This is a genomic window from Microbacterium sp. 1154, from assembly GCF_031455375.1.
In the GTDB taxonomy this organism is placed as follows: Bacteria; Actinomycetota; Actinomycetes; order Actinomycetales; family Microbacteriaceae; genus Microbacterium.
The window spans coordinates 1,059,146-1,072,701 of the sequence record NZ_JAVDSN010000001.1 but is presented as its reverse complement, the minus strand read 5'-3'; the positions used below and the strand labels follow the sequence as shown (position 1 = coordinate 1,072,701).

At 70.2% G+C, this 13,556-nt stretch carries 12 protein-coding genes; 6 read left to right on the top strand and 6 right to left on the bottom strand.

Translation table 11 applies throughout. The features are described from left to right. Positions 1–21: 21 nt before the first annotated feature. Positions 22–510, top strand: coding sequence for a SprT-like domain-containing protein (locus tag J2X55_RS04915; protein WP_115915936.1), 489 nt, complete (start codon positions 22–24; stop codon positions 508–510). 6 nt (positions 511–516) lie between these two features. On the opposite strand, the gene J2X55_RS04910 is transcribed toward J2X55_RS04915, so the two are convergent. Continuing rightward, positions 517–1,131 carry a 2-phosphosulfolactate phosphatase gene (locus tag J2X55_RS04910; protein ID WP_309822151.1) on the bottom strand — a complete coding sequence of 205 codons (615 nt, stop codon included), beginning with the start codon at positions 1,129–1,131 and terminating at the stop codon, positions 517–519. A gap of 82 nt (positions 1,132–1,213) precedes the next feature. On the opposite strand from J2X55_RS04910, the gene J2X55_RS04905 reads away from it, so the two are divergent. Next, a complete protein-coding gene (locus J2X55_RS04905; RefSeq protein WP_115915937.1) occupies positions 1,214–1,714 on the top strand; it encodes a hypothetical protein in 501 nt (166 codons plus the stop codon). A gap of 12 nt (positions 1,715–1,726) precedes the next feature. Here J2X55_RS04905 and J2X55_RS04900 read toward each other — a convergent pair whose 3' ends face one another. From J2X55_RS04900 to J2X55_RS04890, 3 genes are all read right to left on the bottom strand, one after another. Next, the gene (locus tag J2X55_RS04900) at positions 1,727–2,377 is read right to left on the bottom strand and encodes a response regulator transcription factor (protein ID WP_115915938.1); all 651 of its coding nucleotides are present in this window, start codon (positions 2,375–2,377) and stop codon (positions 1,727–1,729) included. Positions 2,378–2,441: 64 nt separating this feature from the next. After that, complete coding sequence (locus J2X55_RS04895) at positions 2,442–3,611, bottom strand: histidine kinase (protein WP_309822148.1); 1,170 nt, start codon at positions 3,609–3,611, stop codon at positions 2,442–2,444. Positions 3,612–3,695: 84 nt separating this feature from the next. Further along, the gene (locus J2X55_RS04890; RefSeq protein ID WP_115915939.1) at positions 3,696–4,184 is read right to left on the bottom strand and encodes an Lrp/AsnC family transcriptional regulator; all 489 of its coding nucleotides are present in this window, start codon (positions 4,182–4,184) and stop codon (positions 3,696–3,698) included. Positions 4,185–4,292: 108 nt separating this feature from the next. On the opposite strand from J2X55_RS04890, the gene J2X55_RS04885 reads away from it, so the two are divergent. The 3 genes from J2X55_RS04885 to J2X55_RS04875 all read left to right on the top strand — a co-directional run bounded on the left by J2X55_RS04885 (position 4,293) and on the right by J2X55_RS04875 (position 7,490). Next, complete coding sequence (locus tag J2X55_RS04885; RefSeq protein ID WP_115915940.1) at positions 4,293–5,690, top strand: DUF6421 family protein; 1,398 nt, start codon at positions 4,293–4,295, stop codon at positions 5,688–5,690. Positions 5,691–5,698: 8 nt separating this feature from the next. After that, complete coding sequence (locus J2X55_RS04880) at positions 5,699–6,430, top strand: SDR family oxidoreductase (RefSeq protein ID WP_309822146.1); 732 nt, start codon at positions 5,699–5,701, stop codon at positions 6,428–6,430. Between the two features lie 148 nt (positions 6,431–6,578). Further along, positions 6,579–7,490, top strand: coding sequence for a M15 family metallopeptidase (locus J2X55_RS04875; protein WP_181906358.1), 912 nt, complete (start codon positions 6,579–6,581; stop codon positions 7,488–7,490). A gap of 141 nt (positions 7,491–7,631) precedes the next feature. Here J2X55_RS04875 and J2X55_RS04870 read toward each other — a convergent pair whose 3' ends face one another. Together J2X55_RS04870 and J2X55_RS04865 are read right to left on the bottom strand one after the other, a co-directional pair. Further along, positions 7,632–9,023: an MFS transporter gene (locus J2X55_RS04870; RefSeq protein ID WP_309822145.1), complete on the bottom strand. Its 1,392-nt coding sequence runs from the start codon at positions 9,021–9,023 to the stop codon at positions 7,632–7,634. 140 nt (positions 9,024–9,163) lie between these two features. After that, positions 9,164–12,349, bottom strand: a complete 3,186-nt coding sequence (locus tag J2X55_RS04865; protein ID WP_309822144.1) for a DEAD/DEAH box helicase — start codon at positions 12,347–12,349, stop codon at positions 9,164–9,166. A 120-nt stretch (positions 12,350–12,469) separates the two neighbouring features. Between J2X55_RS04865 and J2X55_RS04860 the strand changes: the two genes are divergently transcribed. Continuing rightward, positions 12,470–13,537 (top strand): low specificity L-threonine aldolase, encoded by a 1,068-nt coding sequence (locus J2X55_RS04860; RefSeq protein WP_309822143.1) that lies wholly within the window; start codon positions 12,470–12,472, stop codon positions 13,535–13,537. Positions 13,538–13,556 lie beyond the last annotated feature (19 nt).

The window sequence follows — 13,556 nt, the reverse complement described above, 5'->3', positions numbered from 1 at the left end:
GTCCCTCCTAGGCTCCCGCTCATGTCCGACCTGCAGCGCGTACGCATCTGGGCCGAGGCGTTGATCGCCCTGCACCTCGACGAGTCGTGGACGTTCGCCTTCGACAACGCCAAGCGACGCGCGGGCCTGTGCGACTACGGGCGCAAACGCATCAGCGTCTCGCGCTACCTCTCGGCGCGCTACGACGACGACACCAACCATCAGACGCTGCTGCACGAGGTCGCGCACGCCGTCGCGGGAGCCTCGGCCGGGCACGGTCCGGCGTGGAAGCGCACGGCGCAGGGGCTCGGATACGTCGGCGGCACGACCCACGCCGGAGAGACCGCGAACGAACTCGCCCCGTGGGTGGGTACGTGCCCGGCCGGTCACGTCGCGTACCGGCACCGCCGCGCGACGCGGCCCACCTCGTGCGCGAAGTGCGCCCCGTCGTTCGATCCGCGTTTCGCCCTGTCGTGGGTGCACCGCGACATCAGCCGCGCGACGCGACTGGCCGCGTCCACGCCTCGGTAGCGGGGCTCAGTCGGCGACGATCGTTCCGTCTCGCACGATCGGGACGACGGATGCCGCATCGCGCGCCGCCGCGGCCAGCACCGCCGCGCGCGCGCCGTCCGCGGCGAGCAGACGGCCGCTCCCACTCGCCGTCAGCAGGTGTCGTACGGCGCCCCCGAGGGCCCGGAACCCCTCGCCCGCCACCGCGGCGTCGGGAGAGGCGTGGTCGATCCCCCGGTCGCCGAGCGCGGCGACGACGGCACCCGCCCCGAGGAGGTCTTCGACCGCGAAGCGAAGGCCGCCGGCGTCCGGAGAGCCCGCGGCGATGATCGAGATGCTGGTGCGCTCCCCGCGCCCGCGCTGCACCTCGAGCACGTGGGCCGCGACAGCCGCCGCGTTGCGCACTCCGCCGACGACGACGTGTGCACCGTCGCGCGCGGCGGCGAGCGCGAGGTCTGCGGCCGCGTCGTCGTCGAGGGCGAGGGTGTGGCCGTCCTCCGTCGCGTCCAGCGCGCGCCGGGACAACCCCAGCGTCTGCACGACGACCACGATGTGAGCGGGGGCCAGACGCTCCAGCCCTGCGGGTCCCCAGTCCAGACGCACCTGGTAGTCGGACTGGGCGAGCGCGGGAGAAGACGGCATCCCTCGATCGTAAATCGCCCGGAACAGACGGCCCGCGTCAAGCCGTGCGCGTCGATCGCCGGGATCGGGCACGATCGACATCATGCGCATCCTGCTGAAGTTCGTCATCGACTGCGACCCGGATGCCGCCTGGCGTGCTCTGCACTCGCCGCGCGCGGTGGCGGAGCTGTACGGCCCCCTGCTCGACGTCGAGGCCCTCGGCGAGATGCCGACCTCGTTCGAGTCGGGCGACGACGTGCCCGTGCAGATGAGCGTCGCGGGACTGCTGCCGGTCGGGCGTCAACTCATCTCGGTCGCCGATCGCGACACCGCCGACGAGCGCGGACGCGTGCGCGTGTTCCGCGACTGGGGCGTGCCGCTGACCGGGCCGCTCTCGGTTCTCGACGTGTGGGATCACCAGATGGCGGTGTCGGAGGCGCCCGGCGAACCGGGACGCACGCTCTGGCGCGAGCGGTTGACGATCGGCGGGGCTGCGGCTCCCGCGCTGTGGCCGGCGCTCTGGGCGACCTGGCAGTGGCGGGCGATGCGCATCAAGGCACTCGCCCCCACGTGGGCGCACGACCCCGAGAACGACGACGCCTGACGCGCGATCGCCTCAGGCAAGGCCGTGCCGATAGGCGAACACGACGAGCTGCACGCGATCGCGCACGGCGAGCTTGGTCAGGATGCGGCTGATGTGGGTCTTGACCGTGGCCTCGGACAGGAACTCGCGCTCGGCGATCTCGGCGTTGCTGAGTCCCGCCGCCGCCAGGGCGAAGATCTCGCGCTCGCGGTCGGTGAGCGCGCCGTAGGCGGGCGGCACCGGCTCCCCCGCGCCGCCGTCGGCGATGTGTGCGAAGAGCTCTCGCGTGGCCTCCGCGGCGATCACCGCGGAACCCGCGTGGACGGTCCGCACCGCCGACAGGAGGAACTCGGGCTCGGAATCCTTCAGGAGGAACCCGCTCGCCCCGCCCTGGATGGCCCGGGCGGCGGCCTCGTCGAGGTCGAAGGTCGTCAGCACCACCACGCGCGGAGCGTCGGGCTCGCGCAGGATCTCGGCGGTCGCCGCCAGCCCGTCCATGACCGGCATGCGCACGTCCATGAGCACGAGGTCGGGTCGCGTTGCGCGCACGACCTCGACGCCTTCTCGACCGTCCGAGGCCTCTCCCACCACCTCGAGGTCGGGCTGGGAATCGATCACCATGCGGATCCCGGCGCGGAACAGGGCTTGATCGTCGACGAGGACGATGCGGACGGGGGCGGTCATGACGACGGCTCCTCTCGCGGGTCGGGGGTGGGTCGGCATCCATTCGGCTCTTTGCGACGAGCGTTCACAGCGGGGCGCCGATCGGCAGGGTCGCGCGGACGACGAACTCGCCGTACTCGGGTCCCGCCGTCAGGTGGCCGCCGACGAGCTGGGCACGCTCGCGCATGCCGATCAGGCCGTGACCACCGGGGGCGGGGCCGGCAGGAGCCGCGACGGATGCCGTGGCCCGGGCATTGCGCACGGCGACGACCACGCGATCGGGCCACCACGCCAGGTGGACGCGCACGCGCGGGTCGACGCCGTGGCGCAGGGCGTTCGTCAGCGCCTCCTGCATGATGCGGTACACCGCGAGCTGAATGGCGGCGGGGGGCTCGCCGGGCGGGAGCGGGTCGACCTCGACCTGCAGGTCGACGCCCGCGGCGCGCATCCGTTGGAACAGCACATCCAGGTCGGCGAGGGTGGGCTGCGGCCCCTCGGCCTGGGAGTGCCGCAACTGGGTGAGGAGCAGCCGCACGTCGGCGAGGGCCGCGCGTGCGGTCGACGAGATCGTCGTGAGCGCTTCGGAGGTCGCCCGGGGATCGGATGCCGCGGCGTACCGGGCTCCGTCTGCCTGGGCGATGACCACCGCGAGCGAGTGGGCGACGACGTCGTGCATGTCGCGGGCGATGCGCACGCGCTCCTGCTCGGCGATCGTCTCGGCCTCGGCGGCGCGCTGCGCCCGACTGTTCGCCGATGCCCGCATGGCGGTCCGCACCAGGGCGCCCGAGACCCAGGCCAGCATGAGCGCGAAGCCCGCCGCGAGGAACAGCGCGATGACCGCGAACCAGTCGTTGCCGCTCGGCGGGGCCTGCAGACCGCGACCCACGAGGTACGTCGGCACCAGGGCCGCTCCGACGATGGCCGAGCCGAAGCCGAACCAGAACACACGACGCGTCCCGTAGGCGGCCGTCGTGTAGAGCGCGGCGAAGATGGCGAGGTCGGAGGGCGACGGCTGCCGGTCGAACCCCATCTGCACGAGGGCGGCCACCCACGCGGTGCACAGGGCGAGGCCCGGGTGCAGGCGCCGCAGCCCCACGGCGCCCGCGAAGGCGAGGGCGACGAAGACCCCGGCGACGTTCTCGACCGGGGTGGAGCTCGCGACGAGCTCGATGGCGATCGACACCAGGAAGAAGACCACGGCGATGCCGAGGTCGGTGACCAGCTGGTACCGGGTGAGCGGGCGGAGAACGAACATCACGGCCACGCTACGCGGGAGGCCCGGGGCACGGCATCCGTCCAGGGATGTATCCCTGCCCGCTTCGACGCGACCGGGGGCGGATCAGGCGGGGAAGTCGGCGGGCTCGATCGGCCGCGCTTCGAAGAAGGTCTGCAGCACCACGGTCGTGCGTGTGTTCACCTGGGCGGCGGCCCGGATGTCGCGGATCAGTTCCTCGAGGTCGCGGGGCGTCGGGACACGGACGAAGAGCATGTACGCCGCCTCGCCCGCGATGGAGTGGCAGGCCTCGATGGGCGTCAGGTGGGCGAGGAGTTCGGGGGCGTTGTCGGGCTGCGCGGGGTCGAGGGGCGTGATCTCGACGAAGGCGGCGAGCGGCCTGCCCAGCGCCTCGGCGTCGAGGATCGGACGGTAGCCCTTCACGATCCCGCGGGCTTCGAGTCGGCGCAGTCGCGACTGGACGGCCGAGACCGAGAGGCCCACCCGTTCGGAGAGGTGCGACAGCGTGGCGCGCGCATCGAGGGAGATCTCGCGGACGATCGCCGCGTCGACGGAATCCTCGAGGCGAGGAGCGCGGGGGGAAGCCTCGGTCATGCGCTCGACAGTATCAGCGGTCGTCAGGGCGGATGTGGCGCGTTCCGTAAGTTTTCCGTTAGCATCCGTACTTAGCAGGAATTTTTACCGTTCCGATCGGAGGATGCCATGACCATTGCCGCGACCACCCGTGCCGACGACGATCTGATCGACGGTCACGGCGTCGACTCGGTCGAGCACACCCCCGCCTGGGCCCAGCTCAAGAACGCCGCCGGCGCGCTGCAGGACCTCCAGGTCAAGGACGGTTCCATCGAGGACACCGCCGCCGCCGCTCCGCTGATCGACCACGTCATCAGCGCGATCGAGGCTCTCACGCCGCTGTTCCCGCACGACGAGGCCTACCTCTCGGCATCCGTCGCGGACTTCCGTCGCTGGCGCGACGAGGGCCTCGGCATCCCCGACTTCCTGGACTCCCTCGTCGCCTTCCAGCCGCAGGAACACCGCGTCGACGGCATCCGGCACCTCGTCGTCTTCCCGATGTACACGCAGAACGGCTCGAGCAACCGACACGTCGAAGCCGTGCTCGTCGAAGCGATCTGGCCGGAGTTCATCTCGCGGCTCGAGACCGAGTACACCAACCGCCTGTTCGTCTCGCTGCGCCTGATCGACTTCACCTCGGGCTATGACACGAACTCGGCGGTGCTCTTCCCCGAGACCGTCGCCATGCGCGAGATCCCCACCTTCACGTGGGGCGCGATCTTCCAGGACCGCGAAGCCGCGCGCTACCGCCGCGTCACCCGAGCCGCGGCGGACATCACGAAGCTCGAGCTGCCCGACGCCGCCGCGCGCCTGCTCGACGACCAGGACCTCGCCGAACGCACCTTCGTCATGTGGGACCTCATCCACGACCGCACGCATATGCGCGGCGACCTGCCGTTCGACCCGTTCATGATCAAGCAGCGGATGCCGTTCTTCCTCTACTCGCTCGAAGAGCTGCGCTGCGACCTCACCGCGTTCCGCGAGTGCGTGTCGCTGCAGGCCCGCCTCGCCGCGCGCGACGACCTCGACGACGCCGAGACGGCCATGCTCGAGCACGCCGAGCTCGTGCAGTACGCCGTCATCTTCGACCGCATCTTCCGCTTCGCCATCACCGGATCGCGCGTGCGCAACTACGACGGCCTCGGCGGCCAGCTGCTGTTCGCCTGGCTGCACCAGCACCGCGTGCTGCACTGGACCGACACCTCGCTCGCGTTCGACTGGGACGAGGTGCCCGCCGCGGTCATCGCCCTCGCGGACGCGATCGACGAGCTGTACTGGCGCTCGATCGACCGCCCCAAGGTCGCGCACTGGCTCGCCGCCTACGACCTCGTGAGCGGGGTCGTCACGCCCCACCCCGCCTCGGTGTGGGCCCGCGGGTTGCCCGACGAGGTGCTCGCGGGGCTGCCGAAGGGGTACACCGACGCGGTCCTCGACGACGAGTTCCCGCTCTCGATGTTCTTCGAAGCGCTCGAGAAGAAGATGCGCCCGGTGATCGCGTCGACCGAGGGCATCCGCGGCACGGACTGAGCCCTGCGATGAGCGACGAGACGACCGACTCCGCGGTCGAGCCTTCGCAGCCGCTCCGTGGACGGCTCGTCCTTCTCGCGGGCGGGACGAGTGCAGCCGGGCGGGCCTGCGCTCGTGCCCTCCTCGCGGCGGGGGCGCGGGTCGTGGTGGTGGGATCGAACGCCGGCCGCCTGGCGGAGGCCGCTGACGCCGCTCCCGGAGCGATGACCGAGCTGTGCGATCTGACCGACCCGGCCGCGGTGGCGGCTCTGCGCGACCGCGTGCACATCGCGCACGGGAACGTCGACGGCGTGATCCACCTCGTCGGCGGCTGGCGCGGCGGAGGCGGCCTCGCCGGACAGAGCGACGAGGACTTCGCCGTCCTGCTGCGCTCGTTCACGGCTCTGCGGAACGTCAGCCGCACCTTCGACGACGACCTCCGCGGCTCGGATGCCGGTCGCCTCGCGATCGTCTCGTCCACCGCCGTCGCACGCCCCCTGGCGGGAGGCGCGAACTACGCCGCGGTGAAGGCCGCGAGCGAGGCGTGGGCGCGAGCCGTGGCGCAGGGGTACGCGAAAACCGCACGCGATTCGGGGCGCGAGCTGACGGCCGCCGGCGTGATCTTCCGCGTGCGGAACCTCGATGGGCTGGAGGCGGCGTTGGCATCCGCCGTCGTCGCGCTGTGGGACGACGCGGCCGGGGCGTGGAACGATCGCACCGTACCCCTCATCGACGGCGGCGAGCGACCCGACGGGAAGTGAGCAAGAGCCGCATTCCGCCGGCGCGAGGCCTGCCGGTCACTCATCCCGCCGGAAAGCGATCGTTCCTTCGCCTCTGCGTTTGCGCTTTTCGAGATGTCCCCCGAACGGCCTACATACGACAACCATAACCGGCTCATATGCTCGACTCGTGCCGAGAACTGAAGACGTCGTCGATTCGAAAGTCAGCCGTCGCAGCCTGATTGTCTCGTCGCTGATAGCGACGGCTGCCGCAACGACTTATTCCGTCGGCGGAAACACCTCGGCGGCTCAGGCCGACGCAATTCCCACGGCGACGGGCGCATGGGGGAATTACAACAACGGCGAAATACCCACTTCGGCTCTGTCCCGCGTGGGGAACATCTGGCTGCGCGCTGACGCTGCCGCCGCGCTGCGGGACATGATGACGGCCTTCCGGGACGCTCGCGGGCACGATCTCATCCTGAACGACGGCTATCGCGACCTCGCGGGTCAGCGGAAGGCCTATAACGACTACCTCTACAACGGCGGCAATCTCGCCGCCTATCCGGGGACGTCCAATCATGGCTGGGCATTGTCCGTCGATTTCGGAGGGCAGGTGTATCTCGGCCCGAATACCACTGATTTCCAATGGATGCGCAACAATGCCGGCCGGTTCGGCTGGTGGTGGGAGGGTGGCGGATTCAGTCAGATCGAATATCACCATTGGACATTTGCCGGATCTTACGCACCGAAGCCCCAAGAACCAGAGGACGACATGTACGACGCTAATGCCCAGGCGGCACTCTTCCGGAAGATCGAAAACGATACTCGACCCATTCGCCTGTACACGTGGGGTTCCGGCATCATCGCCGTCGGACCCGGCGGAAAAGAATGGATCGTCCCCAGCCAGGCTTATATCGACCTGCTCGTCTTCCTCCGCCTGTGCGGTCCTGACGCGACCAAGATCAACAACGACCAGCACGCCTTCCTTCTGCAGATCTCCGGCCAGCTGAACCCCGACCCCAGCACCTCGGCCCAAGCGGGGGCCGTTTTCGACCTCTCTCCGGACGAAGCGGCGAGCCTCGCGCGCGGTCTGGCCTGACGCCCCCCGCGCGCACGACAGCAGGCGACGCGCCCGCAACGACGTCACGCAGGGTCACCGGTCGGACTGCTCTCCAGAGCGGCGTGTCAGACCCTTGGACTGTCGGGACGACATCTCGAACGTCCGCCCCTCGGTCGACTCTCACCGGGGGGCGGACGTCGGTGACCCGTGACTGCCAGCATCGATCCCGCCCGTTCGGTACTGCCGAGAGAGCGTGCGGTACGAGCGCGTGAGGAACGCCAGGGCAGCCGCGATCACCATCACCACACCCGAGACGGCGAAGACCAGCGCGATGCCGCGCGAGTCGCCCTCGCCGAGCAGCCAGCCCCACGTCGAGCGGCCGCTCTCGCCGTCCATGTACGGGATGATCAGGAACTGCGCGATCGGCGCGATGAGGAACGACGTCACGGGCGCCGCGGCCGATTCGAACGCCGCCGCAAAGCCGAAGACGCGCCCCTGCGTCTCGAAGGGGACGACTTTCTGGATGACCGTCTGCTCGGCCGCCTCGACCGGCGGAAGGAGGGCCATGTACACCCAGATGCCGAGCACGTAGAGCCACCACCACTCGCGGAGGGTGAACAGTGCTCCGAGCGCCCCCATCGCGATCACGATCCAGAGCATCGTGCGTATGGGATTCTCGCCCAGGCCGAACTTCGCGACGAGACTCCCGCCGATGATGAAGCCGGTCGCGGTGACCCCGAGGACGATGCCCCAGACCTTCACGTCGAACATCTCGAGACCGTACGGGTCCATGAGCGCCATGTAGACGCCGCCGATGAGGTTGTTGAACGTCGAGAACACGATCAGGGCGAACAAGCCGGGTGCGAGGCGAACGGCTCGGACCGCCCCGCGCAGGTCGACGACGGGGCCCGGGGTCCGCCCGGCGGCAGGTCGCTCCTCGGGGATGCGGATCGTCAGCAGGTGCGCGAGAGCGAGGGTGGTGAGGACCACGGCGATGACCAAGGTCCAGCCCATACCGAGGAAGCCCACCGACAGGCCGCTGAAGACGCTCGTCACCACGAAAGCGAGGCCCTGCACCGTGCCGACGAGGCCGTTCGCGTTGGCGTGTCTCTCGACCGGTACGAGGAGGGTCACGGTCGTCGACAGGGCGATGTTGCGGAGGTTCTCGATCACGGCGCCGGCGAGGATGATGCCCGCGAAGAGCCAGAACCACGGCCCGCCGAGGTCGAGCAGCACGGCCTCGGAGAACGCGACCCAAAGTGCCCCCGCCAGCAGGAACGCCACGAGCGTCACGAACCCGGAGACCACCATGACCCGGTGCTTGCGGTGGCGGTCGACGAGCGAACCGAACACCATCGCGAAAACGGCGAGCAGAAGCATGTACGCACCGCCGACGATGCCGGTGGCGAGGACGGACCGGGTCTCGAGGTACACCCAGAAGGTCAGGGCGAACCACAGGAAGCTCGTCGTCACGTTGGCCGCGGCCGTGTTGGCGAGCACCGCCAAGAAGGTGCGGCGCCCGGCGGACGCGACCGCAGCGGGAGGCGCAGCGGGGGCCGGAGTCTCGGACATAGCGCCACGGTAGACCTGGGGTCCGACGTTGACCAGGGTCCGGCCGCCGAGCGAAGGGAGCGCATGCGACAGGGGCGGGACGTTCGCGCCCGGCTCAGCGCGTGGCCACGCCAGGCGGGGCGCCGATCCGAAGGGTGACGTCAGTCGATCAAGCCGCGAATGTCCGCCGCCGTCAGGCGAACGCCACCGCCGAACGCTTCTCCCTCGCCGCCTCCGTCGAGCACTCGCGAGAAGAGATCCGCCTTCGTCTCGCGCAGAGCCACCACCTTCTGCTCGATGGTGTCGGCTGCCACGAGGCGGTAGACGATCACCGGACGGGTCTGCCCGATGCGGTGGGCACGGTCGATCGCCTGATCCTCGACCGCAGGGTTCCACCACGGGTCGAGCAGCACGACGTAGTCGGCCTCGACGAGGTTGAGGCCGACGCCTCCCGCCTTGAGGGAGATGAAGAAGACGGGATCGTCGCCCTCCCGAAAGCGGTCGATCTCGGCTTGCCGGTTCGTAGTGGTGCCATCGAGGTAGCCGGAAGCCAGGTCCGCCTCGGTACACCTCTCGCGAGCCGACCGCAGGAAGCGCGTGAACTGGCTCAGGACGAGGACGCGGTGCCCCTCGGCAGCGGCCTCGGTCACGAGTTCGACCAGCGCATCGAGTTTGGCGGAGGGCGCTTCTCCTTCGTCGACGAGCGCTGGGTCGAGAGCGAGTTGGCGCAGCATCGTCAGGGAGCGGAAGATCGCGAAGCGGTTGCCTTCTGCATCGTCGAGCAGACCGAGGAGCCGTTGGCGCTCGCGATGGAACCGCCGGTCGTACAGCTTTCGATGCGTCGGGTGCAGGGTGACCTCCACCACCGTCTCCTGCTTCGAGGGCAGTTCGGCGGCGACCAGGTCTTTCGTACGCCGGAGCAGGAACGGTCGGATGCGTCGCCGGAGAAGGTCGAGCCGGGCGCCGTCGGAGTGCTTCTCGATGGGCGTGCGGTACATCGCCGTGAAGGACTCCCGTGTTCCCAACAGCCCCGGGGCGACGAGCGACAGGAGAGCCCAGAGCTCGAGCAGGTTGTTCTCCATCGGTGTGCCCGTGATGACGAGGGTGAAGGGCACCGACAGGGCGCGAGCGGCGCGATAGCCGCGCGACGAGGGGTTCTTGATCTGCTGGGCCTCATCGAGCACGAGTCCCGACCACTCGGCCTCGGCGTACTGCTCCTGCTCCAAGCGGAACAGCGCGTAGCTGGTCACCACCACGTGCACGCCGGTGGCCTCTTGGGAGATGGACGTGGCGCGTCGCGCCCCCGTCGAGGTGATGGTCGTGACACGGAGCCCCGGTGCGAAGGCGGCGCACTCGCGCGCCCAGTTGCCGACGACGCTCGTCGGCGCCACGATCAGGAACGGCGCCATCCGGGGGTCGGCCTCGCGAGCGACCTCCATCATCGCGATCGCCTGCACGGTCTTTCCGAGACCCATGTCGTCGGCGAGCACGCCACCGAGTCCCTGCGTGCGGAGGAAGTGCAGCCAGTCCAACCCCGTGCGCTGATAGTCGCGCAGCGTGGCCCGCAATCCCTCGGGAGACGCCACAGGGGCGATGACGGCCTCGTCGGTGAGACCGCGCACGCGCAGCCACCACTCGGCCTCTTGCGCCGCGAGCAGACCCAGTTCGGACAGGTCGTCCCACAGACCGACGTTGTATCGGTTGAGCTGCAATCCGCCGTCCGGGCGGTCGGCGAGCGTTCGCGCTTCGTCGATGACGGCGCGCAGCCGGTCGAAAGCGGGGGTGTCCAGCCGGACGTACGATCCGTCACCGAGGAAGAGCGCGCGATCACCGACGACGAGCGCGGTGTAGAGCTCGGCGAAGTCGACCTCGGCGTCGCCGACGGTGACGCGCGCGTGCAGGTCGAACCAGTCGCTGCCGTCGTCGTCTCCGGTGCGCAGCTCGACGGACGCCGGCTCGGCGGCCGCACGGTAGGGCACGGCCCCGTCGGCCACGATCACCCGGACGTTCTCGAGAGCCTGGAGACGCGGCATCGCCTCGGCGATGAAGATCGCCGCCTCTGCCGGAGCCCACAAGCGCGGCGGGGTGCTCCCCGAAGCGAACGGTTGCGGGAGCTCGATACGCAGCTCCGCTGCGACGGCCGAAACGGCTCTCCACGTCGACGCCTCGTTCGCCTCGTCGCGCCGACCGTTCGTCGCCGACCGGTCCCAGTGGACGACGACGGACGCGCGTCCCGCGCGGTGGTCGACGGACACTTCGAGGACGGGACGGGGCGGCGGCGGCAGCTCCACCGTGCCCCGGGGCGACACCACGGGCGCCTCCAGCTGTAAGCGGGGCACGTAGTCGCGAAGGAACGTGTCGGAGCTCCCGTCGACCGTGAGCGCGGCCCCGCGTATCAACAGCCCGCGGAGGGGACCCGTGACGGGAGCCGCGAGAGGCGCGAGCGTGATCCGCTCGTCGTCGCCGTCACGATCCCCCACGAAGGCGACGGCCACGGCCGGGTCGCCCACCACCCACGACGGTAGGGAGGCGGTCTCGTCGTCGATGCCCTGGACGATCCCCCGGACGTGCAGCGCGGAGCCGCGGCGATCGACGGAGACCGCTGCGGTCGCGGCCTGCTCGAGGATCTGCACGGGGTGGTGCGCACCCGAGGCCGCCACGAGCGGCACCCCGGCGGCGACGACGGCCTCGAGCTGCATCCAGAGCGAGTGCGGGGGCACGGCGGAGAGCGGCATCCATTCGTCGGAGAGGAACGCCCCGTTGCCGGAGCGACCGAGGCGGCCCAGGCTGTCGAGCGCCGCGCGCGCCCGGGGATCCGCCGACAGCAACGACAAGCCCGACCAGCCCGCGCGGCCCTTGATCCACGTGCCACGCGTGCCCCGCATGCCGGGCCGGGCGGTGAGCGTCAACGCGGTGCTGCGGCCGTGGCCCCCGCCGCGGCGGATGGCGAGGAAGAGGCACAGGTCGACCGGGGGTTCGTCGGGGACCCGGGGGGTGACGGTCAGCAGGTCGTCGAGAGTGCGCTGCCACTCGGGACGCGGGGGTCGCCCCGCCGAGACCATACGGTCGAACAGCAGCACCGCCGCCGCGCAGCAGTGCTCGCACTCGGGACCGCGTCCGCACGAGCACCATCCCGAGACCCGCGTGTAATCGGTGGGCACGCGCAGCTCGAGGTGCTCGTAGCCCGCCGCACCGAACGAATGCGCCGACACGACGAGGACCCCGTCGAATGTCTTGACGTCGCTGACCTCGACCGAGCCGTAGACGAGGAGCCGATCGGCACGCGTCATGGCCGCAGGGGAGAAGATCTCACCGGCGATGCTGAGCGCCTCGGGGTCCATGTGCATCCCGCCATTCTCCCCGCCCCCACCGACACCCGAGGGCCGGACGGGACGGAATGGGGACACCGACTCGTTATCCCTCCCTGGGGAGGAAGGGCGGAGTCCGGCGGTCGTTACGCTGGGACGGTGACCACCCTCCACGACTCCTCGGTGCGCGGCTTCGCCTCCGACAACTACTCCGGAATCCACCCCGACGTGCTGGCCGCCATCGCCGCCGCCAACGACGGCCACCAGGTCGCCTACGGCGAAGACGTCTACACCGCCCGCCTGCAGGAGCTGTTCGTCTCGCTCCTCGGCGAGGGCGTCGAGGCCTACCCGGTCTTCAACGGCACGGGCGCCAACGTCGTCGGGCTGCAGTCGATGCTCCCCCGCTGGGGCGCCGTGATCTCGGCATCCACCGCCCACATCAACGTCGATGAGGGTGGAGCACCCGAGCGGGTCGGCGGGATCAAGATCCTCACCGTTCCCACGGACGACGGCAAGCTCACCCCCGAGCTCGTGGACCGCGAGGCCTGGGGTTGGGGCGACGAGCACCGCGCGCAGCCGCTGGTCGTCTCGATCACCCAGTCGACCGAACTCGGCACGCTCTACAGCGTCGAGGAGATCCGCGAGCTCGCAGCCCACGCTCACGGCCACGGTATGCGCCTGCACATGGACGGTGCGCGCATCTCGAACGCGGCCGCCGCCCTCGACGTTCCCCTCCGCGCCTTCACCCGCGACGCGGGCGTCGACGTCCTCAGTTTCGGCGGCACTAAGAACGGCGCCATGATCGGCGAGGCCATCGTCGTGCTCGACCCCGCGGCATCCACGGGTCTGACGTATCTGCGCAAACTCGACATGCAGCTCTCAAGCAAGATGCGCTTCGTGTCGGCGCAGCTGGTCGCCCTGCTCGAGAACGACCTCTGGCTGCACAACGCCCGGCACTCGAACTCCATGGCGCAGCGCCTGCGCGCCGGCATCGAGGCGGGCCTCGCCGACGGGTCGATCCAGGGCGTGGAGTTCACTCAGCCCACCCAGGCGAACGGCGTCTTCGCGACGCTCCCCGCCGGTGTCGCGGACCGGCTTCGCCAGAGCTTCCGCTTCTACGACTGGGATGAGCTGCGCCGCGAGGTGCGATGGATGTGCTCGTTCGACACGACCGAGGCCGACATCGACGCGTTCGTCGCCGCGATCTCGCGGGAGACGACCGCCTGACCCTGAGCGGATCGAGAGG